Genomic DNA, 24,082 nt, shown 5'->3' on the forward strand with positions numbered 1-24,082 from the left:
CGTCTCCCCGACACCCACAGTCCCGGCCGGTGGCGGGCCGGCGCGCTTCGTTTATGTTGGGGCCTTATGCATCACTGGCGATTCGCGGGAAGGAAGGGGCGTTGGTCCGGTTCGAGAATGTCGGCCTGAGATACGGGATGGGACAGGAAGTGCTGAAGGACGTGTCCTTCGGCATCCAGCCCAATTCGTTCCAGTTTCTCACCGGCCCCTCGGGCGCCGGCAAGACCACCCTCATGCGCCTGCTGTTCCTGTCGCTGAAGCCCACGCGCGGGCTCATCACCCTGTTCGGGCGGGATGTCTCCTCCCTCGATCCGGACGAGGTGGCGGTGCTGCGCCGGCGCATCGGCATCGTGTTCCAGGATTTCCGCCTGCTGGACCACCTCACCACCTATGAGAACGTCTCCCTGCCCCTGCGCGTGCTGGGCAAGGAGGAGGCGAGCTACCGCGCCGAGGTGACCGAGCTTCTGGGCTGGGTCGGCCTCGGCGACCGCATGCATGTACTGCCGCCCATCCTCTCGGGCGGCGAGAAGCAGCGGGCTGCCATCGCCCGCGCCCTCATCGGCCGACCGGAATTCCTGCTCGCCGACGAGCCCACGGGCAATGTGGACCCGACGCTGGCCCGCCGGCTGCTGCGCCTGTTCATCGAACTCAACAAGTCCGGCACGTCGGTGCTGCTGGCCACCCATGACATCGCGCTCATGGACCAGTACGACGCCCGCCGCCTCGTGATCGCCGACGGGCGCCTCTATGTCTACGAATGACACCGCCCCCGCCGGCAAGCCGCCGGCCGCCGCCGTGCCTGGCGATCCGGCGCGGGCCGCCAAATCCGCCCCCGCCAAGCCCCGGCCGGAAAAGGCGCGCCAGCCCACCTCCATCGTGCCCTCCGCCACCATTGCCGGGCGGGCGCTGGTGGCGGTGGTGGCCATCATGACATTCCTCGCCGCCATCACCATCGGCTCGGCGGTGGCGGTGCGCAGCACCGCGAGCCAATGGCGCTCGGACGTGACGCGGGAAGTCACCATCCAGATCCGCGCCGGCGACAAGGCCTCGACCGACGCCCAGGTGCAGGCCGCCGCCGACATCGCCCGCAAGACCCCCGGCATCGCCGACGCCCACATCCTCACCGGCGAGGAAACCTCGCGCCTGCTGGAACCGTGGCTGGGCTCCGGCCTCGACCTCAACGACCTGCCGGTGCCCCGTGTCGTGGTGCTGCGCCTCGACGGCGCGGGCACCGCCGATCTCGCCCGGCTGAAGCGTACCCTCACCGACAAGATCCCCACCGCCTCCCTGGACGATCATCGCGGCTGGTCCCGGCGCCTCGTGGCGGTGACCGACGCGGTGATGCTCATCGGCGTGGTGATGCTGGCGCTGGTGGGGCTCGCCACCGTGCTCTCGGTGGTGTTCGCCACCCGCGCGGCGGTGGCCACCAACCGGGCGGTGGTGGAGGTGCTGCATTTCGTCGGCGCGCGGGACGGCTTCATCGCCGCGCAGTTCCAACGCCATTTCCTGAAGATCGGCACCCAGGGCGGGCTCATCGGCGGCCTTGGTGCGGCGGCGGTATTCGGCACCATCGCCGCTTTGCCCCAGCTTGGCCTCGGCGGCGATCCGGAATTGCCCACGGTGGTGAGCTGGCTCAATCCCGGCCTGTGGGGCTTCCTGGGCATCGCGGTGGCGGTGGCGGTGGTGGCGCTCGCAACCGCCCTGACCTCCCGCGTCACCGTTTACCGGACGTTGAGGACGATCCAATGAAATGTGCCCCGCGGAAGCGGGGCGGGCTGACCGGCTGCGGTCTTCCTCGCCTCCGCCGCATTCCACGGGCATTCTTCGTTTCATGACCATGTCCAACACCGGGCGCAGAGCGGTGCGGCAGAAGCAGTCCGCGACAGGCAGGACGGGCGCACGGGCTCAAACCCCGGCCCGCCCGCGCAGCCTTCTGCGCCGCCTCGTCGTGAGCCTGGTGCTGTTGACGGGCCTGGCCGGCGTCGCGGTCGCGGCGGGATTTTTGGCCTTCACCGCGCAGATCGCCGCCCGCGAGCCGGCGGCGGTGAAACCGGCGGACGCCATCGTGGTACTCACCGGCGGACCATCGCGCATCGTTGATGCGGTGGGCCTTCTGGCCGACGGGCGGGGCCGGCGCCTGCTGATCACCGGCGTCAACCCCGCCACCTCCATGGACGAGATGCGCCGCGCCCTGCCGGATGGCGAGCATCTGCTGGGCTGCTGCATCGATCTCGGACACAAGGCGCTGAACACCCGCGGCAACGCGCTGGAGGCGGCAGAATGGGCACGGGAGAAGCGCTTCCGCTCGCTCGTGGTGGTCACCTCCTCCTGGCACATGCCCCGGGCCATGATGGAGCTGGGCCGGGCTCTGCCGGACGTGGAGCTGGTGTCCTACCCCGTCGTCACCACCCGCACCCAGCCGGAAAGCTGGTGGAGCGATCCCGGCACCCTGAAGCTGCTGGTGAAGGAGTACCTGAAGTTCATCATGGCCACGGTGAAGATCCGCCCGGCCCAAGCGGTGGCAGGTGCCGGCGAATCCCCTCGCCCTGCGCAGCCTGCTCCCATCGCCCCCGCCACGCTCCGCGTCACGCCCACGCCCATTCCTGCCGCCAGCGCCGGCTTCCGCCCGGCGGAGGCGCGGCTTTCGCCCTGATTGCGGCGTTCCACTCTTGAGTTTGGCCGCGGGATCGCCGATCAGGTGGCCGTGCCCTGCAAGATCCGTCGCCGGACATCCGCCGCCCGACCGGACGCAGGCTCAGATGAAACGGACCCAAGCGACTGGAGACCTTCGTGACCGGTGTCCTCACGGCCCTCCGCTCGCTGCTCTTCCAGGTCGCGTTCTACGGGATGACGACCTTCTATCTGATCGTCCTCCTGCCGCTGATACCCCTGCTCCCGCGCTGGCTCATGTGGAAGTACGGCGTCCTGCTGTGGGTCGCCACCAACCGGCTGCTGCTGCGCGTCATCACCGGCACGAAGGCCGAGTTTCGGGGGCTGGAGCACATCCCCAAGGGGCCGCTGCTGATCGCCGCCAAGCACCAGTCGGCGTGGGAGACCTTCGCGCTCTTGCCCCTGTTCTCCGATCCCGCCTTCATCCTGAAGCAGGAGCTGATGCGCATCCCCATCTTCGGCTGGATCGCGGCGAAGGTGCGCATGATCCCCATCGACCGCAAGGGCGGCTCGGCCGCGCTGAAGACCATGACGCGCCGCGCCCAGGCCGACATGGCCGAGGGCCGGCAGATCCTGATCTTCCCGGAGGGCACACGGCGGCCGCCCGGCGCCCCGCCGGACTACAAGTTCGGCGTCGCCTACCTCTATGCCACCCTGAACGTGCCTTGCCTGCCCGTCGCCCTCAATTCCGGGCTGTACTGGCCGCGCCGGGCCTTCATCCGGCGGCCGGGCACCATCCTGGTGGAGGTGCTGGAGCCGATCCCCCCGGGCCTTGGCCGCACCGCCTTCATGGCGCGCCTCGAACGGGACATCGAAACCGCCAGCAATCGCCTGCTCGCCGAGGGGCTGGATGACCTGGGTACGGCAGCTCCGGAGGACGTGCGGCGGCCCCCGGAAACCGGTCCCGATCCCCGTTTTCCACCGCCTGTGGAAAACTCTTGATCGAGGGGCCGATATCGTTCTAGTTTCGTTCTCATGAACGCAACTGATTCGCTCCTCGTCCCCCTTGTGGATGCCGGCAACCTCAACGGCTTGAAGCACGGCCTCGGCTCGCGCTACCGCTTTTGGCGCGACGAGAACGGCGTGCGTCATGTGTTCTCCGTCTACCCCGCCGATGCCGCACCCGACTATCCCGACGCCCTCGCGGTGGTCACCCGGCGCACGCCCGCCGGCGCCATCGCCATGTGGGCCGGCCCCGCGGGAGAGGCCGCGCGCAACGCCGCGCTGCGCACACGGGGAGATGAAATCCACATCCACGTCTTCGGCGAGGAGGGCGCGCCTACGCTGCGCCGCCTGATGGACCGCGGCACCGTCCTCTCCGCCCCCCGTTCCACCGGCCTGCCGCGCTGCCGCCACGACCGCCGCCACGCCGCCTGAGGGCGCGAAAGGCGATCTCGCATCTTTCCCGATCGTCAAGCCTGATCGGCGGAGATGTGTCCGCTTGAAAGTCTGCGGCCGCGACCGGACACCCTGTGAAGCCTCCCCCGGCGGGAGAGGGAGTCGACTGCTTCAGTCAAGCTGAGGGCAGAATCCTCGCCGCCTCGCCGTCGCATGAGGTGAGCCACCTTCAGGGCAGCGTGTCCTCCTCGTCCGCCTGCGGCAGGTCGGCCGGTGCGCCATGGCCGCCGGCCAGATGGTGGACGATGAAGGCGAGCGCGGCGTCGCGGATACCCAGGCCCTCCAGCGCCTTCACGGTGGCCACCACATAATCCGTGTTCGGCCCCGACTTGCCGTGGGAACGCCGCACCAGGTGGAGTTGGTCCTGCAGCGTCAGGCCGCGGGCATATTGGGGATGGGCGCGGTTAACCAGATAGGCCACCGCCGGCGCCTCGCGTCCGGTGCCATCCAGCAGGCTGATGCGGCGCGTCACCTCGCGATAGACACCGGAAATCTGCTCTCGCTCGGTGAGATAGGCGTGGGTCTGCGGCCAGTCCGCCGCGGCAACGCGATAGGCGATGCCCCGGCAGGAGCCGCCCAGATCAAGCCCGAGCACAAGGCCCGGCTGTTCCGGCGTGCCGCGATGGTGGAACGAATAGACACACAGTGTGCGGTGCGCGCCGGTGAGCCGCGCCTCGCACCGCTCGGCGAAGGCAAAGCCGGGATTCCACATGAGCGAGCCATAGGCGAACACCCAGACATCGCCCCCATGGGGCGGCATTCCGCCCGCCGGTCCGCCGCCCTTATCCGCCGACTGCTCGTCCACCATGGATGCGACCGTAGCTCCAGCTTCGGGTCAACGCGCCTTCATCTCGCGCCCGCCCGCGCCACGACGCGCTCGGGCGTTGACAGAAACGCCAGACCGTCGCCTAACAGCCGGCACTTGCCGCCGCAAGCATGCGCCTGGTCAGCCCCTGGGCGAGACTGACGCACACTTGCGCGACAAAACCCATACTGCCCGATACGTCGGGGCCTCTTCGCGCGGCGCTGACCCGCGCGGCAGGGCCTCGCGGCCGCCATCCCAGGGACGTTCATGACCGCAACCGACGCCCTTCCTCCCCGCCGCAAGCCTTGGCTCGTCATCGTTCCGGTCACGCTCATCGTGATCCTGGCGGTGATCTGGAGCGGCCTGTGGTTCTATGCGGCCAACCGCGCCCAGCGCGAGATCGATGCCTGGATCGGCCGGGAAGCCCGGCTCGGCCGCATCTGGGGCTGTGCCGACCGTAGCCTCGGCGGCTTCCCGTTCCGCTTCGAGCTGCGCTGCCAGAGCCCGACGCTGGAGACGCGGGGCGGCGACGCCATGCGCTTCACCGCGGTCTCGGCCCATGCGGTGGCGCAGGTGTGGGCGCCGAGCCACATCGTCGCCGAGTTCGCCGGCCCGGCACGGGTCGAGGACCTCAACACCGGCTCCGCCTATGGCGCCAACTGGTCGCTGCTGCAGATGAGCGGCGTCGGCGACCTGTCCGGGCGGCCGCAGCGCTTCTCCCTGCAGGCCCACGACATGCGCCTCGAGCAGCCGGGGGCGGCCGGGACCCCCGCCTCGCCCCTCGCCACGGCCCGCCTGTTCGAGTTTCACGCCCGCCTCGCCCCCGGCACCGACGGCAAGCCCGATGGGGTGGACTACGCGTCCGGCATGCTCGGCGGGGAGAGTGCACTGCTCAATGCGCTGGGGGTCAACGGACCGGTGGACATGACGCTCCAGGGCACCGTCTCCGCCTCGGCGGACCTGCGTCCCATGCCGATCGCGCAGCGGCTCAAGGCCTGGGCCGCGGCCGGCGGCACGGCAACGCTGGAGCGCTTCGCGGTGACCTCGCCCAAGCTCGCCATGACCTCCACCGGCGCCGTCTCGCTGGACCAGCAGGGTCGGCTGAACGGCAAGCTCGACCTGGGCTTCGCCGGCCTCAACGATCTGGTGAAGGGGCTCGACCGGGCCGGCGTGATCCCGCGCGAGGTGTCGCCCATCGTCAGCGCCCTCGCCATGGTCGGCAAGCAGGGCGACGTGGAGGGGCGCAAGGGCACCACCTTCGCGCTCAGCTTCGATACCGGCACGCTCAAGCTCGCCGGCTTCCCGGTGGGTATCGTGCCGCCCCTGTTCTGAATCCTCCGGCGGCTCAGAACACCCGCTCGCCGTCCACCAACACCTGACGCACCACGGGCGTCGTGTCCACGATGCGGAAGCGCAGCAGGTCGGCCCGCAGCCCCTCTGCCAACCGGCCGCGATCCGCGAGACCGGCCATCCGCGCCGGGTTGCGGGTGACCAGGGCCATGGCCCGCGGCAGCGGCAGGCCATCGGCCAGATGCAGCCGCGCCGCCGCCTGCAGCAGGCTTGCCGGTACGTAGTCGGAGGCGAGGGCGTCCACCAGCCCCTCCCCCGCCAGCGCGCCCATGGCGACGCCGCCGGAATGGGAGCCGCCGCGCACCACGTTGGGCGCGCCGCCGATGGTGGCAAGCCCGGCCGCCCGCGCCGCGGCGGCGGCCTCCCGGGTGGTGGGAAACTCGCTCACCGTGCAGCCGGCCTCCTGGGCGAGCCGCACGTGATCGTCCGTGGTGTCGTCATGGCTGGCGCGCACGAGGCCAGTGGCGGCCAGCATCTCCACCAGCGGCGCGAAATTGCGCTCCACGTTGGAGCGGCCCCGCGCGGTGCGCTCGGCAATCTCCCGCTCGGCCTCCCCCGCATCCTTGCCGATGCCGAGGAGGAAGCCGCGCAGCACATCCACGTTGCGCCACTGCCGGGCGCCGGGGGTGTGATCCATGAGGGAGGCGAAGGCGAGGGTCGACCGCTCCAGCGCCGGTTCCACCAGCGCCAGCAGGTCGGGGTCCGTCATCTCGCAGCGCAGGTGGACGAGGTGGTGGGCGCGGAACAGGCCCGCGCCGTCCTCCACCGCGTCCAGCATCAGCTCGAACAGGTCGCGCCGCTCCACCTTGGCCTGGTCGAAGCCGCCGGCGCAGATGGCATCGAACACGGTGGTGATGCCACTCGCCACCGTCTGGCCGTCATGGGCCAGCGCGGCGGCCCGCGCATCCGGCCAGAACACCTTGGGGCGCGGCACGAAATGGCCTTCCAGCGCGTCGGTGTGCAGGTCGATGATGCCGGGGGAGATGAAGTCGCCGGCGCAGTCCGTGGCCGAGGGCGCGTGGGCGCGGCCCGCATCCACGGCGACGATGATGCCGTCGCGGACGGTGAGGGTGCCGTCGATCACCTCGTCGTCGAGGATCAGGCGGGCATTGGTGTAGACGGTTTCCATGGGGGGCTCTGTACCGGAAAGGGGCATGCCTTGCACCGGACCGTGACGGTGCGGTGACGGCACGCCCCCCGGAACGCCCCCTTGGGCTCAGGACGGCGGAGCGCCGGGCGGGATCACCTGGTAGAGCTGGAAGCGCTCGCCCTCGTAGACGAGCTTCAGCCGGTCGCTGTCCGGGTTGGGGGCGCCGTGCTCGGTGAACAGCACGTAGACATAGTCGAAATTCTGCGGCCACAGGTCCCAGTAGCGCGGGCCGTCGACGGAGGGCTCCTCCTCGGTCACGAGCAACTGCTCGATCTGGGGCGGGGTACCGTCCTCGGTGTCCACATGGTCGCGATAGGGCTGGTGCACGCGCAGGATCTGCTTACCCTTCACCGCGAAGGCGGTGGTGACCAGCGACGACTTCTCGATCATGGCGAGGCAGGCGGCATGGACGAGGCCGAGGTCGCGCGGGTCGTTGCCGCCGTTGATGTCGGCATAGGCCACCAGGATGCGGGAGCCGGGCTTGATCTGCTCCACCGACTGGTGGAACGCACCTGTCCATTGGGACAGGCGGTTCCACACCACCTGCACTTCGCCGACACGGACCGCCAGCAGCAGGATCAGCACCACGGCGAAGCCGCGCCGGGCCAGGCGATGGCGCAGGTCCGCGCGCATGGCGGCGAGCACGAAGAAGGCGATGGCCACCGGCAGGCGCTGGTCCGCCATGTAGCTGGCGAACACCACGCGCGGCATGGCGAGATAGACCGCGCCCGCCACCAGGAGCAGCGGCAGCATCAGCGAATGGACGTGGAGCAGGCGGTGCCGCGCGGCCCAGATGCCTGCCCCCACCACCACCGCGGTCAACAGGACGGCCACATAGTCGAAATAGACGTTCACGACCATTTCGATGCCTTCGACCTTGCCCTGCGGCTCCCACACATTCTCGGTGCTGAGGCCCCAGGTGGGGCTGGCGATCAGCAGCGGGAGGATGGGCAGGAAGGGCAGGCCCGCCGCCACGAAGGTGGCGAGCCGCGGCCCCCAAGGCTGGCCGCGCCCCTGGCGCAGGCGGTCCAGCTCGAAAGCGAGGAGGCCGACGCCGTACACCCCGGCCGCGAACAGGTGGCAGAAGAACAGCACCACGACGAAGAGTGTGGAGATGGCGAACCGCCACGGCCAGGGCCGCTCCCGCAGGAACGCCCAGGCCGCGAGCGCGAACAGCGCCAGCCCCATGCCGAAGTAATAATTCATCACGCCGATCAGGAAGATGGCGTTGTAGAGCAGCGGAAAGGCAATCAGCGGCAACGCCGACCACATGCCGAACAGCGCCCGGTTGAGCGTCAGCGTGCCGGCGGCGATGAGGGCGAAGCACATCAGCGTGTAGATCTCGCCGGCGGTATAGATGTCGGTGACCCGCTCGATGACCGGCACGATCAGGTCCATCATCACGTTCGGCAGGATGGACCACTTCAGATAGTAGAAGCGCGCGATGTCGGGGTCGTCCGGCAGCGCGGCAATGACGTGCATGCGGGCCAGGTGGTTCACATAGTCCGACAAAGGCGGCAGGGGGTGCGTCAGGATCGGCACCGCCACCAGCGCGAAACAGGCGACGAACAGCAGCGCGATCCATCGTCCGCGCAAATCATGCGGCAGCCGCGGCGGCGCGGGATGTACAGGGTGGCCGAGGACGGGATGGCCCTGCGCGGCGGACGATGGCAACGCTGGGAAAGCGGACGAGGGGGTGGTCATCTGGGCCGTGCGATCTCTGGCGAATGGCTGGAGGGGGAGGCAGCAGCGTCCTGAAGGCAGGCCGCACCCGGCGCGCCGAGGGCTGTTGACCTGCCGAATGTGTTGGGCCGGTGGCCGCTTCTGATCACCTTTCCGCGACCGGTGGAAGACTGCCGCTGGGGAATATGCACAAAACATGAGCCCAGGCGCCACCCGCCGCCTTGCCCTTTCACGCTGCCGGGGAAACGGCTAGAACGGCGCCGCCCCGGCACCCGCCGGGCTCCCCCCAAGGATCATGAGCGAGCCCGTCATGAACGAGCCCCTTTCCACGCAGGTGTCGGAAGCCCAGCTGCAGGCAGAGGTCCTGGCCAAGGCGCTGCCCCACATGCAGCGCTACGACGACGCCATCGTCGTGGTGAAGTATGGCGGCCATGCCATCAGCGGCGAGGAGGGCGCGCGCACCTTCGCGCAGGACATCGTGCTGCTGGAGCAATCGGGTGTGAACCCGGTGGTGGTGCATGGCGGCGGCCCGCAGATCGGCGCCATGCTGGCCAAGCTCGGCATCAAGTCCGAATTTGCGGCCGGCCTGCGCATCACCGACAAGGCCACGGTGGAAATCGTCGAGATGGTGCTCGCCGGCTCCATCAACAAGCAGATTGTGGGCTTCATAAACGAGGCCGGCGGCAAGGCCATCGGCCTGTGCGGCAAGGACGGCAACATGGTCCGCGCCCGCAAAGCCAACCGCGTGGTGGTGGACAACGACCATGTGGTGGACCTCGGCTTCGTGGGCGAGCCGGACACGGTGGACACCACCGTGCTCGACCAGATCCTCGGCCGTGAGCTGATCCCGGTGCTCGCCCCGGTGGCGGCTGCGGTGGACGGCGGCACCTACAATGTGAACGCCGACACCTTCGCCGGCGCCATCGCCGGCGCGCTGGGGGCCAAGCGTTTCCTGCTGCTCACCGACGTGCCCGGAGTGCTGGACAAGAACAAGCAGCTGCTGCCCAAGCTCACCATCGCCGAGGTGCGGGCGCTGATCGCCGACGGCACCATTTCCGGCGGCATGATCCCGAAGGTGGAGACCTGCATCTATGCCCTGGAGGCGGGCGTGGAAGGCGTCGTCATCCTCGACGGCAAGGTGCCCCACGCGGTGCTGCTGGAGCTGCTCACCGACCACGGCGCGGGCACGCTGATCACCCGCTGAAGCTGAGGTCCGCTTCCTCGGGCACGGTGTCGGAGCCCTGCCCGAGGGGGCGTTGCATGAGCACCGTATCGATCCACCGGCCGAACTTCAGGCCGGTGGCCGGCAGGATGCCGATGTCGGCGAAGCCGCAGGCGCGGTGCAGGCCGATGGAGCCGGCATTGGCGCTGTCGCCGATCACCGCCACCATCTGGCGGAAGCCCGCAGCCTCGCACGCCGCGATCAGCGCTTCCAAAAGCGCGCGGCCGACCCCGCGCCCCTGCGCCGCCGGCGCCACATAGATGGAATTTTCCACGGTGTGGCGATAGGCGATGCGCGGGCGGAAGGCGCCCACATAGGCATAGCCCAGCACCGCCCCGCCCTCGTCCATGACCAGATAGGGAAAGCCCGCCTCCACCAATGCGGCGTGGCGGCGCGTCATCTCGCTGACGCCGGGCGGCGCCAGCTCGAACGAGGCGGTGCCGGTGCGCACGGCCTCGTCATAGATGGCGGCGATGGCGGGGATGTCGGCGGGAGTGGCGGGACGGATCGGCATGCCCTGCTTTTACGGCAGGAGGGCCGGCACTGAAAAGGGCGGTCGTGTGCCTGCCGGACATGGAACGGCATCCCGCCGAGATGCTTGATCTCCGATTATCATACACGATATATCATGTTCGTAACGACGCCCACGGGCGCGCCCCGCCAGACGCAGGACAGGAATTCGGAGGGTCCAGATGAAGGTGTTCGGCGCGCCGCGGCGCTATGTGCAGGGCAAGGGAGCGCTGGATCATCTGGGTCCCGAGCTGGCGCGCCTCACCGACGCCGCTGCGCTGGTCATAGACCCCTTCATCGACGATCTGTTCGGCGCCCGCCTTCAGGCCTCGTGCAACGCGGCGGGGGTGAGCCTTGCCCGCCTGCGCTTCGGCGGGGAAAGCTCACCCGCGGAGATCGACCGCCTGCTTGCAGCGCTGGGCGACACCCCGCCTCCGCTGGTCGCGGCGGCGGGCGGCGGCAAGTGCATCGACGCGGGCAAGGCGCTCGCCAACCGCATCGGCGCGAAGGTGGCGACCATCCCCACCATTGCCTCCACCGACGCGCCCACCAGCCACAATTACGTGCTCTATGACGACGACCACCGCCTGCTCGCGGTGGAGAAGCTGCCCGCCAACCCGGACCTGGTGCTGGTGGATACCCAGGTGATCGCCGAGGCGCCGCGCCAGCTCTTCCTCGCCGGCATCGGCGATGCGGTGGTGAAGCTGTTCGAGGTGGAGCGCTGCGTGGCGGCGAAGGGCCGCAACGTGTTCGGCGCCGACCCCGCCTTCTCCGCCCTGATCCTCGCCCGCGGCTGCTACGACGTGCTGCGCCGCCACGCCCCGGCGGCGCTCGCCGCCGTGGACCGCAAGGCGGCCGACGACGCCCTTGACCTGGTGGTGGAAGCAACCGTGCTCATGAGCGGCCTCAGCTTCGAGAGCGGCGGCCTGTCCATCGCCCATTCCATGACGCGGGGCCTCTCCGCCGTGCCGAAATATGCCCGCGCGCTGCACGGGCTGGAGGTCGCCTACGGCGTGCTGGTGCAATTGGTGCTGGAGGGCCGTGACGCGGACTTCTTCGACGATCTCCTCGGCTTCTACGCCGCCATCGGCCTGCCCACGAGTCTTGTCGCCCTCGCCGGTGCGGCCCCCACCCGTGAGGAAGCGGCCACCATCGCCCGCCTCACCCTCTCGGCGCCCCATGCCCGGCATTTCCCCCGGGTGCTGGAAGAGGCGGAGGTGGTGCGCGCCATCCTCGCCATCGAGGCGGGGCGGTTCGCGGACGCGCTTGTGGAGGATGCAATGCAGGGGAGCAAATCCCCCAGCACCGCACCCGGGCTGGCCGTGTGATATAGGGTGTATCCGGGTCCTTTCAGAAGCGTGGATGCCATGGCCGAGTTGCGGCAGATCGAGAAGGAAAATCTATCGGCCCGCGTCTACGGCCGCATCCGCCGGGCGCTGATCGACGGGCAGTTCGAGCCCGGCGAGCGGCTGCGCATCTCCGCGCTCGCGGCCGATCTCGGCACCTCCATCACCCCGGTGCGCGAGGCCATCTTCCGCCTGGTGAGCGAGCAGGCGCTGGAGATGAAGGCCGCCACCGCCATTCATGTGCCGCTCTTGGACAGCGCCCGGCTGAAGGAGATCCAGCTCATCCGCATGGAGCTGGAGGGCGCCGCCTCCGCCCGCGCCGCCCAGCGCATCACCGACAAGCAGATCCGCCGGCTGGAGCAGATCCAGGACGAGTTCATCGAGGCCGCCGCCGCCAACCCGAAGAAGGCGAGCCTGAAGAACCGCGACTTCCACTTCGCGCTGATCGAGATCGCCGAGCTGCCGCTGCTCGAATCCATCGTGGAGAATATGTGGACGCTGATGGGCCCGCTGCTCAGCGTGTTCCACTCCACCTTGCCGCCACGCCAGATCGCCGGCGAGGACCACCGCCACTATGACGTTCTGGAAGCGCTCCGGGCGCGCGATCCGGAGCGGGCGCAGCATGCCATCCAGCAGGATATCGCCTGGGGCCTCGTCATGGCCGACTGGCTGGACGAGCAGGCCAAGGCCCCGCCCGGCAAGCGCAAGCTCGCCTCCCTCACCGCCGAGTGAGGGCGCAAACCGGAACCACCGTCATCCGTCTCGCACCCACCGTCATCCTCCGGCTCGACCGGAGGATCCATAGGGCGGCCGGGACGCGCTCCCGCCTTCACACGGCCCGCACGCGGCGCGATGGGTGCCCCGGCCAAGCCAGGGCATGACGGCGGGAGGCGGCAGGCAAAACACCTCCCCACCCGCCCATCACGCGATGCCGAAGCCACCATCGACGGGGATGATGGCCCCCGTCACATAGGCCGCCGCCGGGGACAGGAGGAAGCCCACCACCTGCGCCACGTCGGAAGGCTTGCCCCAGCGCTGCATGGGGATGCGCGCCATGATGGGTCCGGCCCGCTCGGGGTTCTGCAACGCGCCGGCGGACAGGCGGGTCTCGATCCAGCCCGGCGCCACCGCGTTCACGCGGATGCCCTCGGCCGCGAACCCCACCGCGTGGGAGCGGGTGAGCTGGAGGACGGCGCCCTTGCTCGCCGCATAGGCCGGGTTCCGCCCCGAGCCGAAATAGCTCCACATGGATGCGGTGTTCACCACCGCCCCGCCCGCCGCGCCCAGCGCCGCGCGGAAGGCCAGCGTCGTGATGTTGGAGCCGTTGAGGTTCACGTCGATGACCTTGGCGAAGCCCTCCGGCGTCAGTTCCCGGCCTTCGTGCAGGATGATGCCGGCGCAATTCACCAGCGCCGACAGGCGCGGGAAGCCGGCGGCAAAGGCCGCCACCTCCGACGCATCGGTGACATCCAGCTCGGCGAAGCCGATGGCTGCCGGCAGGTCGTCATCCCGGTCGCGCCCGGCCACCACCACACTATAGCCGTCCGCCAGCAGATGCTCGGCCACCGCGCGGCCGATCCCCGTGCCGCCGCCGGTGACGACGGCGACGCGCTCCAAAGCAGTCATGTGGATGTCTCCCGATGGGGCGGCGGGGCTCACAGCCCCAGATAGCTCGCCCTGAGATGATCGTTCGCGAGCAGGTCCGGCCCGGGGCCGGAGAGGGTTACGGCGCCGTTCTCCAGCACATAGCCGTAGTCCGCCATCTCCAGCACCTGGAACACGTTCTGCTCGATGATGAGGATGGTGAGGTCGCGCTCGCGGATGCGGGCGATGCTCTCGAACAGGCGGTCCACCATGATGGGGGCAAGGCCCAGCGACGGCTCGTCCAGCGCCAGCACCCTCGGCAGGGCCATGAGCGCGCGGCCCACCGCCACCATCTGCTGCTGCCCGCCCGACAGGGTGGAGGCGTTGTAGGCCTGCCGCTCTTTCAGGATGGGGAAGAGGTCGAACACCTCCTCCAGCGTCTCTTGCCGCCGCGCCCGGGCGCGCGGGTTGGCGGCGCCCACCAGCAGGTTTTCGCGGATGGACATGTCGAGGAACAGCTGCTTGCCTTCCGGCGACTGCACGAAGCCGCGCTCCACGATGCGGTGGGGCGCAAGGCCGGAGAGCCCCTCGCCGCCGAGGCGGATCTCGCCCCGGCGCGGCCGGATGAGGCCGGAAATGGTGCGCAGGAGCGTGGACTTGCCGGCCCCGTTGGCGCCGATCAGCGCCACGATGGAGCCGGGCTTGAGCGAAATGTCGATGCCGCGCAGCACGTCCTGCTCGCCATAGCCGGACCACAGGTCCTTCACCTCGAGCGCAGGCACATCCCGAGCGAACGCCTTGGACGCGGACGCCCCAGCTGCAAGGTTATCAAGCGCGGGCATGGACATAGCGCTCTCCGAAATAGGCCTTCAGCACGTCGGGCTGGTTCACCACCTGCTGCGGCGGTCCATCGGCGATGAGCTTGCCGTAGTCGAGCACGATGACCCGGTCCGACAGGCCCATGATCACCTTCATCACGTGCTCGACGATGAGGATGGAGACGCCGAGGTCGCGCACCCGGCGCACCAGCGCCACCATCTCCTGCGCCTCGGTGGGTGTGGCGCCGGCCACCACCTCGTCCATCAGCAGCAGGCGCGGGCCGGTGGCGAGCGCCCGTCCCAGTTCCAGCTTGCGCCGGTCGAAGGCGGTGAGGTCCTCCGCATCCGTGCAGGCTTTGGCGGACAGGCCCAGAAAATCCACCACCTTCTCGGCCTCGGCGCGGGCTTCCGACTCGGAGGACGTGCGCACAAAGGCGCCCACCATCACGTTCTCCACCACCGATAGCCCGCCGAAGGGCTTGGAGAGCTGGAAGGTGCGGGCGATGCCCAGCCGGCAGATGTCCCACGGCTTCTCGCCCACGATGTCGCGGCCGCTGAAGCGGATGGCGCCGGTGTCGGTGCGCAGCGCCCCGGCGATCATGTTGAAGGCGGTGGTCTTGCCCGCGCCGTTGGGGCCGAGCAGGCCGAGGATCTCGCCCGGCTCCATGTGGAAGGAGAGCGGCGAGACCGCCTGCAGGCCGCCGAATCGCTTGGAGATGCCGTCCACCTCGAGGATGCGGGTGCTCATCGTCCCTCGACCTCCTTGGGCGTCACCATCTGCGCCGGCGCTTTCGGGGCGGGTGTTTTAGGTGCAGGGGTCAGCCAGCGCTGGAGCGGGGCGATGATGCCTTTCGGGAAATACAGCACCGCCAGCATCAGCACGACGCCGTAGATGATGAGGTGCAGCCCCAGCACATGGCCGCCCAGCATGGCGCGCACCATCTCGCCTACCGGATGCAGCACCAAAGCGCCCAGCGTCGGGCCGAGCAGGGTGCCCTGCCCGCCCACGATGGTCATCACCGCCATGTCGATGGACAGGTCGATGCCCATGTTCCGCTCCGGATTGATGTAGCGGAACAGCTGCGCGTAATAGGCGCCGCCAAGGCCGGTGAGGAAGGCGGAGAGCGCCAGCGCGGTCAGGCAGTAGCGGGTGGGGTCGATGCCCAGAGCCTCGGCGCCGTCGCGGTTGCCGCGGATGGCTTTGAGGTAAAAGCCGAGCCGCGAGCGCTCCATGACATGGGTCGCCGCCATCACCCCCACCAGCATGGCGAGGATGATGAAGTAATAGGGCAGCTTGCCGTCGAACTGGAAAGCGAGAAAGCTGGTGCCTCCCACCGGCGGAACCGTGAGCCCCTGCGCACCCTTCAGCGGAATGCCGAGGAACTCGTCGGTATTTTCCAGCCAGATGCGCATGATCTCGGCAAAGGCGATGCTGGTGAGGGTGAAGTAGGGCCCCTTCAGCCGGAAGGTGGCATAACCCACCGGCACCGAGATGGCCGCCGCCAGCAGGCCACCGAGGATCATGCCGATCCACGGCGACAGGCCGAGCCCGGTGAACAGCAGCACGCTGGCATAGCCGGCAATGCCGGAGAAGGCGGCGTGGCCCAGCGAGACCTGCCCCACATAGCCGCAGACCAAGTTCCACGACGAGGCCATGTAGGCGAAATAGAGCACCATGGCCGCCGAATGGACCACATAGCTGTCGGCGACCACGAACGGCAGGATCAGCGCCGCCACGAACAGCGGCAGACCGAGGATGAGGGTGAAGGAGGCGCGCATGGAGAACCCGTGCCTTCTCAAGCTCGGCCCATGAGGCCCGCAGGCCGCATGAGCAGGATCACGATGAACAGGCCGAAGGAGAAGATCGCCGCCGAGGTGGCGGTGACGAACTGGGCGGCCACGGATTCGAACACGCCGAGCAGCAGCCCGCCGAGGATCGAACCGGGGATGGAGCCGATGCCGCCCAGCACCACCACCAGGAACGACTTGATGCCGAACGACAGGCCGATGGTGGGGGTGATGGAGAAGAACGGCACCAGCAGCGCCCCGAACAGGCCGAGCACGGCGCAGCCGAGGCCGAAGGTGACGTTGTAGATCAGCGGCACGTTGATGCCGGACATGGCCGCCGCATCCCGGTTCTGCGCCGTGGCGCGGATGGCACGGCCCATGTCCGAATGCTTGAGCCAGAACGACAGGGCGAAGGCCACGAGGATCGCGGCGGCAAAGCCGATGAGCCGGGCCATGTTGATGGGCAGGCCGGCGACGAAGATCGATTCATAGGTGATGTCGGTGGTCACCGAGCGCACGTCCGGGCCGAACGCCATGAGCACGCTGTTGTCCACCACCAGATAGACGCCGGCGGTGAGCAGCAGGGCGCTCGTGGGTTCCACCACCAGCGCCCGCTCGCGCCGGATGAGCGGGGAGATGACTACGCTCTGCACCACATAGCCGACGGCGAACAGGAACGGCACGGTGACAAGAATGCTGACATAGGGATGCACCCCAAGGCTCGCCCAAAGAAGATACGAGCAATACATGGCCAGCATCAGGAACGAGCCGTGCGCGAAATTGATGACGCGCATGACACCGAAGATGAGGCTCAGCCCGAGGGCGACGCCACCGTAGATTCCGCCAAGCAGAAGTCCGTTGATGACCGCAAAGGAAAGGGTCAGGGGATCCATGGGGTCACCTCCGTGGGGACGGCGCGCGGCACGCGGCGCCGTCCGGGATCGGGGACGGGGATATGGCAGGTAAAAAGGGCGCCGGCTTCCCGGCGCCAGAGTGCCGCGTGCTGCGCGCTGGGCGCGCCTCAGCGGGCCGACCAGTCCGGCACCGGCCACACCGGCTTGGTGTCGGGGGCGCGGTTGGCGGAGGGCCAGATGGTGCGGCGCTCGCCACCGATGTTCTCGGAAATCACCCCATGGGCGAAGGTGTTCTGGCCCTGCTCATCGAACTTGATGCGCTGGTAGCCGACGATCAGCGGCATGCCGGAGGTGATGTCGGTGGCGGCGAGCGCGTCGCGGATCTTCTCCCGGTCGGCGGAGGCGGACCGCTCCAGCACGTCCTTGATGAGGTAGATGTTGGAGATGCCCTGGGCGCCGTAGGAATTGATGTCGTAGCCGGCCTGGGCCTTGAAGCGGGTGTTTGCATCCACCACGCGCGGGTCGGTGTCGGTCTTCAGGCGGTCGATCTGCCAGTCTTCCTGCACGAACAGATAGTCAACGGCCTTCTGCGGCACCGCCTTGTAGAAGGACGGATCTTCAGAGCCGCCGCCCACCGAGTGGATGCCGTAGGGAATGTTGATCTTGTTCTCGAAATACTGGCGGGTGAACAGCAGGTGGTCCGGCGTATAGGCCACCACGATGAGCGCCTCGGGCTTCGCCGCGCGGATCTTCAGCATCTGGGCGGTGAAGTCCACCTGATTGGGCGGGAAGCTCTCGTCGAGGGAGATGGTGTAGCCGCGCTCCTTGGCGAACTTCTTGATGTTCGCGGCGTGCGAGCGGCCCCAGTCGGTGCCTTCGTAGAACAGGCCGATGCTTGAGGGACCCTTGCCGGTCTCCTTCTTCAGAAGATCGATGGCGTCGAGCTGCTCGCGCGCGTCGTAGGTGGCCTTGTTATTGGGGCGGAACACGTATTTGAAGCCGCGCTCGGTGATCTCGTCCTTCACCGCGCCGGTGACGATCCACGGCGTCTTGTAGCGCTCGGCCACTTCCGAGGCCGGGAAGGTGACCGCGCTGTTGTAGGCGCCCACCAGCAGGGCGACGTTTTCGCGCTGGATCAGCCGCTCGGTCTCCGAGGCGCCGATATCGGGCTTGGACTGGCTGTCGGCGAAGATCAGCTTCAGCTTCGCCCCGCCGAGGGAGGCGATGCCGCCCGCCGCGTTGATCTGTTCGGCCGCCACCTGGGCGCCGAGCTTGGTCTGGTTGCCGATGGTGGCCGAACCGCCGGACAGCGGCAGCACGAAGCCCACCGTCACGTCCTGCGGATCGGCCTTCGCCGGTGCAAGACCGATGGCGGCCGCCGCCGCGAGCACCAGTGTGCCACCCAGAATCTGCCGGATCATCATCCCTCCCACGGGTCGTCTTATTAGTATGTATGATATATGATGTTTAGTGAGGAGGGAGTCAAGCGAGGTTGTTCGGAGGCCTCACATCGTGGCCCGACCCGCTGCAGCGACAGCGGAGTGCATCTTCAGAAGAGGAGCCCGCGCCTTACGCCCGCCCGATCGTCCCCGGCGCCACCTCGAAGCGCTCGGCGCCATCCAGCGCGGCGAAGGCGGTGGGGTCGGCGCCGGTCATCCAGGCCTGCGCGCCGAGGCGGGCCAGGGCCTCGAACAGGCCGGTGCGGCGCGCGGCGTCGAGATAGGCCACCACGTCGTCCAAAAGCAGGATGGGCGAGAAGCCCTGCATGGAGGCGACCAGCCGCGCATGGGACAAGGTGAGGCCGATGAGCAGGGATTTCTGCTCCCCCGTGGAGCAGCGCGCGGCGGGCAGTTGCTTCTCGCCATGGCTCACCGACAGATCGGTGAGGTGCGGCCCCTCCAGCGTGCGGCCCGCCGCCCGGTCGCGGGGGCGGTTGTCGCGCAGGAGGGCACGGTAACGGTCCTCCACCTCCAGCGCGGGATGGACGGCGATGAGCCGCTCCACCGCCCCATCCAGGGCCAGCTCCGCGAAGGGAAAGAGGGAAGCATCGTCGCGGTGGGCGGCGATCTCGGCTGCAAGGCGGGCCACCGTCTCCAGCCGCGCCGCCGCCACCGCCACCGCCAGCTCCGCCACCTCGTGCTCCACCGCATCGAGGAAGCGCGCCGAGCCGTTCTCCTCCAAGAGCCGGTTGCGCGAGCGCAGCGCCCGTTCCAGACCGTTGACCCGGGTGCCGTGGGCACCATCCACCGCCAGCACGAGGCGGTCCAGATAGCGCCGCCGGTCGCCGGGGGGGCCAAGGAACAGGCCGTCCATCTCCGGCGTCAGCCACAGCACTTTCAGATGATCGAGGAAGGCATTGGCGGAGGGCACCGGTTCGCCGTCGATGCGGCAGCGCCGCACCCCGCCCTCCTGCGCCGGATCATGGCCGGTGCCGAGTCGGACCTCACCCAGCGCCCCCTCGACCAATGCGGAGACGGCCCACGGCACCTCGCCGGCGGCGCCGGGCGCGCGATGGCCCACGTCGCCCAGCTGGGCCCGCCGCAGCCCCCGGCCGGGGGAGAGGAAGGACAGGGCCTCCAGGATATTGGTCTTGCCCGCGCCGTTCGGCCCGGTGAGCACCACCGGCCCGTCCCCAACGCTCACCTGCGCCGACGGATAGGACCGGAAGGCGGTGAGCGTGAGCTTGCGGATGGCGGCGTGGGGCATGGACCTTTCGGCCGGTCTTGCGGCGAATGCGGCCGGTCCCGCGGCCACGGGGCTGGACCCGGCGTCGGCGGTCGCGCCCAGACTTGCCCGGCTCACACCCGCATGGGCATGAGCACGTAGAGCGCGTCGGTCTTCGTGGAATCGCGCACCAGCGTGGGCGAGCCGGGGTCGGCCAGCTTCAGTTCAGCCGTGTCGCCTTCCAGCTGCGAGGTGATGTCCAGCAGGTAGCGGGAGTTGAAGCCGATATCGAGGGGCTCGGCGGTGTAGTCCACCTCCAGTTCCTCGGTGGCGCTGCCCGAATCGGGATTGGTGACGGAGAGTGTCATCTTGCCCTCGGCCAGCGACAGCTTCACCGCCCGCCCGCGCTCGCTGGACACTGTGGAGACGCGGTCCACCGCGGCGGCGAACTCGTCCTTGTCCACGATCAGGGTCTTGTCGTTGCCCTGCGGAATGACCCTTCCATAATCGGGGAAGGTGCCGTCGATGAGCTTGGAGGTGAGCACGATGGAGCCCACCTGCACCCGGATCTTGGTGGTGGAGAGCGAGACGGTGGCCTCCGCCTCCTTGTCCTCCAGCAGCTTTTGGATCTCGGCCACGGTCTTGCGCGGCACGATGACGCCGGGCAGGCCGGCCGCGCCCGCCGGCGCCTCCAGCTCGGCCTGGGCGAGGCGGTGGCCGTCGGTGGCCACCGCCCGCAGCATGGACTTGCCGCCGGCGCCCTCGGTGACGTGGAGATAGATGCCGTTCAGGTAATAGCGCGTCTCCTCGGTGGAGATGGCGAACTGGGTCTTGTCCACCAGGCGCCGGAAGTCCGCGCCCTTCACCTTGAAGGTATGGGAGAATTCGCCCGCAGCGAGGTCCGGGAAGTCGGCCTCGGGCAGGGTCTGCAGCGAGAACCGGGCGCGGGACGCCTTGACGGTGAGCGTACCCCGCTCGCCGCCCGCCTCCAGCTGCACCTGCGCACCCTCGGGCAGTTTGCGCACGATGTCGTAGAGCACATGGGCGGGCACGGTGGTGGCCCCGGCCTGGCCGGTCTCGGCCGGAACGCTCTCCACCACCTCCAGGTCGAGGTCGGTGGCTTTCAGCTCCAGCCCGTTCTTGCCCGCCTTGATCAGCACGTTGGCGAGAATCGGAATGGTGTTGCGCCGCTCGACGACGCGGTGGACGTGGCTGAGCGATTTGAGAAGCTCGGCGCGCTCGACGGTGACCTTCATGGTCCTGGCCCGTTCACTCTTCGCTCTGGAGCCGGCCTCCCACGGGCGCCTACGTCCCGCCGGTGGGTCCGCCTCGTCGTTCGGGGACGGCGCCCGTTCCGCCCTCCCCCGCTGTCACGGGCAAGGTGGATCGCGCGCCAAGTGGCGATTGCGCGGAACGCGGGAAGCGTCGCGCGGGCACCCGCCGGGAGGACGGATGCCGGGCCGCAGACATTGCCGCCCAAGGCGCGCCAAGGCAAGGGCGGCTGGCTTATTTTTACCGCATGGCGTCGCCGCTGCCCCCGCGATCCACCGCAGCCCGCACCCGCGCGGCTGAAACGGCCGCTGGAACGCCCCGCTCCACTCGGCCGGCACAAACGAAAACGGCGCCGTCAGGCGCCGGATTCGCGGACCATGGGCCCGAAGCGTCGATGACGACCCGCTCAGGCCTCCAGCGCGAGGCGCTTCAGCACCTCGATCTCCTCGGCCAGCGCCCGGTCGGCGTTGACGAGGCCGTCGATCTTACGCACCGCGTGCAGCACGGTGGTGTGGTCACGACCGCCGAAGCGGCGGCCGATTTCCGGCAGCGAGCGCAGCGTGAGGGTCTTGGCCAGATACATGGCGATCTGGCGCGGCTTCACCACGGTGGCGGTGCGGCGCTGGGACAGCAGGTCCGCGCGCGACACATTATAATGCTTGGCCACCACGCGCAGGATGTCGTCCACCCGCACCCGCTTGGGATCGGTGGGGCGGATGAGGTCCTTGACCGCGTTTTCCGCCATCTCCAGCGTCACCGGCTCGCCGGTGAGCTGGTTGAAGGCCAGCAGCTTGTTCAGCGCGCCGTCGAGGTCGCGCCCGCTCTGGCCGACGCTGCGAGCCAGGAACTCCAGCACCGGCGCCGGCACCGCGAAGCCCGGATGCTGCTCGGTCAGGGTCTGGTAGCGCGCCTTCAGGATCTCGAGGCGCAGGTCCTCCTCCAGCGCGGCCAGCTCCACCACCAGGCCGCCGGCGAGGCGCGAGCGGACCCGCTCGTCGAGATGCTCCAGCTCGCCGGGCAGACAGTCCGCCGCCACCACCACCTGCCGCCCGCCGTCCAGCAGGGCGTTGAGGGTATGGCAGAATTCCTGCTGGAGATTGTTGCCCTTCAGGAACTGCAGGTCGTCGATCACCAGCGTGTCGATGGTGCGCAGGGCATCCTTGAAGGCGATGGCCGAATGGGTCTTCAGGGCGGCCACGAAGCCATACATGAAGCGCTCGGCGGTCAGGTAAGTGGTGCGCCGGCCGCCCACCGCGCCGGCGCGGGCGATGGCCTGCAACAGGTGCGTCTTGCCGAGGCCCACGGCCGCATGGAGATAGAGCGGGTTGAACACAGGCGCCGAGCCGGGGGCGCTCTCGGCCACCTGCTTGGCGGCGGCGAAAGCCAGCGAATTGGACTTGCCCACCACGAAGGTCTCGAAGGTGAGGCGGGCGTCGAGGGGGGAGCCGGACGCCACGTCCCCTGCCGCCGCGTCGGACAGGGCGGCCGCTGCGGCACGGGGCTCGACAGCCCGCGCATCAGAGCCCCGTCCATCGGCACCGCGGGCATCGGTGGAGCGCCCGTCGGAGGTCCGGGCCGGCTGCTGGCGGGTATCGCCGGAATGCATGTCGGTGCGCTCGGTCACCACCTCGCGCACCGTGTTCGCCTTCAGCGCCACGGGACGGGCAAACGCATTGCGCACGGCAAGGTCCACGCGCCGCTTGGCGCCGCTCTCCTCGGCCCAGATGTCGGCGATGCGGGGCAGATAATTCTCCTGGATCCACGACTTGAGGAAGCGCGTGGGGACGGAGAGCTGGACCGCGTCGGCGGTCAGCTTGTCGAGGTCCATACGGGCGAACCAGCTGGTGAACTTCTCCTCGCCGATCTCTTCACGCAGGCGCTGACGGACGCGCTCCCAAGGGGTGGTCGCGGTCGTCGCGCATTCCATTCCGGCGGTCTCCGCAAGGGCAGGCTGAAACGTGTTCGATCCGGCACGACGCGCGGCCGGCGCATGAGGTTTGAGCATCGAGCCCCGACCGCGTTCGACGCGGTTCCCTGGTTAGTGACGCAAAAGCCGTCCGCGCCCTTTCGGGCTGCGCGCACTTTTGCAAATTGAGAGCGGTGTTTTCAGGTACGTCCGCAGGACGCTGTTACGGCATCAGCGCAAAGTCATGCGCGATCCTTGCCGCGAGGAGGGGGCGAGGCACAGATGAACTCGAGGCCAGCACTCCCGACGATCGGAACGCAACGCAATGCAGTCGGAAAGTGAGCCTTAAATGCCGCTGCATCCGCTGCCGCTTGTGTGCCAGAAGTCATAGCCGCCCCATTTCCGCCGACGAAGTTCATCGGCAGCCGTTGGAATTAATCAGATTTTTGCTTGTTCTAAAACGTGCTCAGAGCTGGGACCAGACAATCGCTCTTAGCATAGCTCGACGGAACGAAGGATACACACATTCACAGCACAGCAACCAAAGGGAGGGCGGTGAAAGAATACAAGCACAGCCATCCCCTCCTCATGCACGAAGAGCCGTGAAAACTTCATTCTGTCGGTGAACCCCGGTGTCGCTCCCGGAGTGAGATTGAACATACACAGCCCCTCTTGGGGGTGCAACGCCTTTCCCCTGCCCCATGGGATAACGGGCACAAGCCAGGACGCCACCAACCCGCACCGGTTCTCGATATCAGCCGGCAAACCTCTGTCGCGACAGTGAGATTCCGAGCGGACGCGACGGCCGGCGGACGCGAAATAACGCCGCGCGGCGAGGTGTTTTCCTACCCCTGAAATGGGTCCGCTTTGGCGTCTTCCGACCTTTAGCCTTTAAGCCTTTCACCCGGATGTCGTTTTTCTGATCGGTCGAAGGGCGGCCCCATGCCCCCTCCACAAGCGGCCGGAAAGCAGGACTTGACGATTGGAGAGAATCGGGACTATCGCCACTCTAGGGTCGAGCAGCCCGCTACCTGCCACATTTTGATTGTGCCAAGCAAAAAG

At 68.6% G+C, this 24,082-nt stretch carries 22 protein-coding genes; 9 read left to right on the forward strand and 13 right to left on the reverse strand.

Annotated elements, in window-relative coordinates; all coding sequences use genetic code 11:
* Positions 1 to 101 precede the first annotated feature (101 nt).
* The 5 genes from ftsE to V5F66_RS10085 all read left to right on the forward strand — a co-directional run bounded on the left by ftsE (position 102) and on the right by V5F66_RS10085 (position 4,047).
* The gene (gene ftsE / locus V5F66_RS10065) at positions 102 to 761 is read left to right on the forward strand and encodes a cell division ATP-binding protein FtsE (protein WP_041574975.1); all 660 of its coding nucleotides are present in this window, start codon (positions 102 to 104) and stop codon (positions 759 to 761) included.
* Entirely contained in the window at positions 748 to 1,749 is a 1,002-nt protein-coding gene (locus tag V5F66_RS10070) for a cell division protein FtsX (RefSeq protein ID WP_394003202.1), read from the forward strand. Before ftsE ends, V5F66_RS10070 begins: the two co-directional genes overlap by 14 nt.
* 82 nt (positions 1,750 to 1,831) lie before the next feature.
* Positions 1,832 to 2,653 (forward strand): YdcF family protein, encoded by an 822-nt coding sequence (locus tag V5F66_RS10075; RefSeq protein ID WP_394008774.1) that lies wholly within the window; start codon positions 1,832 to 1,834, stop codon positions 2,651 to 2,653.
* A 137-nt stretch (positions 2,654 to 2,790) separates the two neighbouring features.
* Entirely contained in the window at positions 2,791 to 3,612 is an 822-nt protein-coding gene (locus V5F66_RS10080; protein ID WP_011995698.1) for a lysophospholipid acyltransferase family protein, read from the forward strand.
* 33 nt (positions 3,613 to 3,645) lie between these two features.
* Positions 3,646 to 4,047, forward strand: coding sequence for a hypothetical protein (locus tag V5F66_RS10085; protein ID WP_011995697.1), 402 nt, complete (start codon positions 3,646 to 3,648; stop codon positions 4,045 to 4,047).
* Between the two features lie 190 nt (positions 4,048 to 4,237).
* On the opposite strand, the gene V5F66_RS10090 is transcribed toward V5F66_RS10085, so the two are convergent.
* Complete coding sequence (locus tag V5F66_RS10090) at positions 4,238 to 4,828, reverse strand: gamma-glutamylcyclotransferase (RefSeq protein ID WP_049776069.1); 591 nt, start codon at positions 4,826 to 4,828, stop codon at positions 4,238 to 4,240.
* A 312-nt stretch (positions 4,829 to 5,140) separates the two neighbouring features.
* Here V5F66_RS10090 and V5F66_RS10095 point away from each other — a divergent pair, with 312 nt between their 5' ends.
* A complete protein-coding gene (locus V5F66_RS10095) occupies positions 5,141 to 6,205 on the forward strand; it encodes a DUF2125 domain-containing protein (RefSeq protein ID WP_011995695.1) in 1,065 nt (354 codons plus the stop codon).
* 13 nt (positions 6,206 to 6,218) lie between these two features.
* Here V5F66_RS10095 and V5F66_RS10100 read toward each other — a convergent pair whose 3' ends face one another.
* Both V5F66_RS10100 and V5F66_RS10105 read right to left on the reverse strand, forming a co-directional pair.
* Positions 6,219 to 7,352 carry an alpha-D-ribose 1-methylphosphonate 5-triphosphate diphosphatase gene (locus tag V5F66_RS10100; protein WP_394053822.1) on the reverse strand — a complete coding sequence of 378 codons (1,134 nt, stop codon included), beginning with the start codon at positions 7,350 to 7,352 and terminating at the stop codon, positions 6,219 to 6,221.
* 87 nt (positions 7,353 to 7,439) lie between these two features.
* Positions 7,440 to 8,969, reverse strand: a complete 1,530-nt coding sequence (locus tag V5F66_RS10105) for a hypothetical protein (protein ID WP_041574974.1) — start codon at positions 8,967 to 8,969, stop codon at positions 7,440 to 7,442.
* 397 nt (positions 8,970 to 9,366) lie between these two features.
* Here V5F66_RS10105 and argB point away from each other — a divergent pair, with 397 nt between their 5' ends.
* Positions 9,367 to 10,260 carry an acetylglutamate kinase gene (gene argB / locus V5F66_RS10110; RefSeq protein ID WP_086017084.1) on the forward strand — a complete coding sequence of 298 codons (894 nt, stop codon included), beginning with the start codon at positions 9,367 to 9,369 and terminating at the stop codon, positions 10,258 to 10,260.
* Here argB and V5F66_RS10115 read toward each other — a convergent pair.
* Positions 10,250 to 10,792: a GNAT family N-acetyltransferase gene (locus V5F66_RS10115; protein ID WP_394093776.1), complete on the reverse strand. Its 543-nt coding sequence runs from the start codon at positions 10,790 to 10,792 to the stop codon at positions 10,250 to 10,252. The genes argB and V5F66_RS10115 overlap by 11 nt on opposite strands.
* Before the next feature lie 178 nt (positions 10,793 to 10,970).
* Between V5F66_RS10115 and V5F66_RS10120 the strand changes: the two genes are divergently transcribed.
* Positions 10,971 to 12,116, forward strand: a complete 1,146-nt coding sequence (locus V5F66_RS10120) for a glycerol dehydrogenase (protein WP_394093777.1) — start codon at positions 10,971 to 10,973, stop codon at positions 12,114 to 12,116.
* A 39-nt stretch (positions 12,117 to 12,155) separates the two neighbouring features.
* Positions 12,156 to 12,866 carry a GntR family transcriptional regulator gene (locus V5F66_RS10125; RefSeq protein ID WP_394093778.1) on the forward strand — a complete coding sequence of 237 codons (711 nt, stop codon included), beginning with the start codon at positions 12,156 to 12,158 and terminating at the stop codon, positions 12,864 to 12,866.
* 189 nt (positions 12,867 to 13,055) lie between these two features.
* On the opposite strand, the gene V5F66_RS10130 is transcribed toward V5F66_RS10125, so the two are convergent.
* From V5F66_RS10130 to dnaA, 9 genes are all read right to left on the reverse strand, one after another.
* Positions 13,056 to 13,760: an SDR family NAD(P)-dependent oxidoreductase gene (locus V5F66_RS10130; RefSeq protein ID WP_394053818.1), complete on the reverse strand. Its 705-nt coding sequence runs from the start codon at positions 13,758 to 13,760 to the stop codon at positions 13,056 to 13,058.
* A 29-nt stretch (positions 13,761 to 13,789) separates the two neighbouring features.
* On the reverse strand, positions 13,790 to 14,560 hold the full coding sequence (locus V5F66_RS10135; protein ID WP_394093779.1) for an ABC transporter ATP-binding protein: 771 nt from the start codon (positions 14,558 to 14,560) through the stop codon (positions 13,790 to 13,792).
* Complete coding sequence (locus V5F66_RS10140) at positions 14,547 to 15,284, reverse strand: ABC transporter ATP-binding protein (protein ID WP_011995686.1); 738 nt, start codon at positions 15,282 to 15,284, stop codon at positions 14,547 to 14,549. The genes V5F66_RS10135 and V5F66_RS10140 overlap by 14 nt, the downstream gene beginning before the upstream one ends.
* Entirely contained in the window at positions 15,281 to 16,315 is a 1,035-nt protein-coding gene (locus tag V5F66_RS10145; RefSeq protein WP_394093780.1) for a branched-chain amino acid ABC transporter permease, read from the reverse strand. Before V5F66_RS10145 ends, V5F66_RS10140 begins: the two co-directional genes overlap by 4 nt.
* Before the next feature lie 17 nt (positions 16,316 to 16,332).
* Positions 16,333 to 17,217 carry a branched-chain amino acid ABC transporter permease gene (locus tag V5F66_RS10150; protein ID WP_011995684.1) on the reverse strand — a complete coding sequence of 295 codons (885 nt, stop codon included), beginning with the start codon at positions 17,215 to 17,217 and terminating at the stop codon, positions 16,333 to 16,335.
* Between the two features lie 128 nt (positions 17,218 to 17,345).
* Complete coding sequence (locus V5F66_RS10155) at positions 17,346 to 18,599, reverse strand: ABC transporter substrate-binding protein (protein ID WP_011995683.1); 1,254 nt, start codon at positions 18,597 to 18,599, stop codon at positions 17,346 to 17,348.
* A 148-nt stretch (positions 18,600 to 18,747) separates the two neighbouring features.
* Positions 18,748 to 19,884, reverse strand: a complete 1,137-nt coding sequence (recF, locus tag V5F66_RS10160; RefSeq protein ID WP_394053815.1) for a DNA replication/repair protein RecF — start codon at positions 19,882 to 19,884, stop codon at positions 18,748 to 18,750.
* A 92-nt stretch (positions 19,885 to 19,976) separates the two neighbouring features.
* Positions 19,977 to 21,098 carry a DNA polymerase III subunit beta gene (gene dnaN / locus V5F66_RS10165; RefSeq protein ID WP_011995681.1) on the reverse strand — a complete coding sequence of 374 codons (1,122 nt, stop codon included), beginning with the start codon at positions 21,096 to 21,098 and terminating at the stop codon, positions 19,977 to 19,979.
* Positions 21,099 to 21,520: 422 nt separating this feature from the next.
* Positions 21,521 to 23,041, reverse strand: coding sequence for a chromosomal replication initiator protein DnaA (gene dnaA / locus V5F66_RS10170; RefSeq protein ID WP_394008756.1), 1,521 nt, complete (start codon positions 23,039 to 23,041; stop codon positions 21,521 to 21,523).
* Between the last annotated feature and the right edge of the window lie 1,041 nt (positions 23,042 to 24,082).

The sequence above is a fragment of the Xanthobacter versatilis genome, from assembly GCF_043193975.1.
In the GTDB taxonomy this organism is placed as follows: Bacteria; Pseudomonadota; Alphaproteobacteria; order Rhizobiales; family Xanthobacteraceae; genus Xanthobacter; species Xanthobacter autotrophicus_E.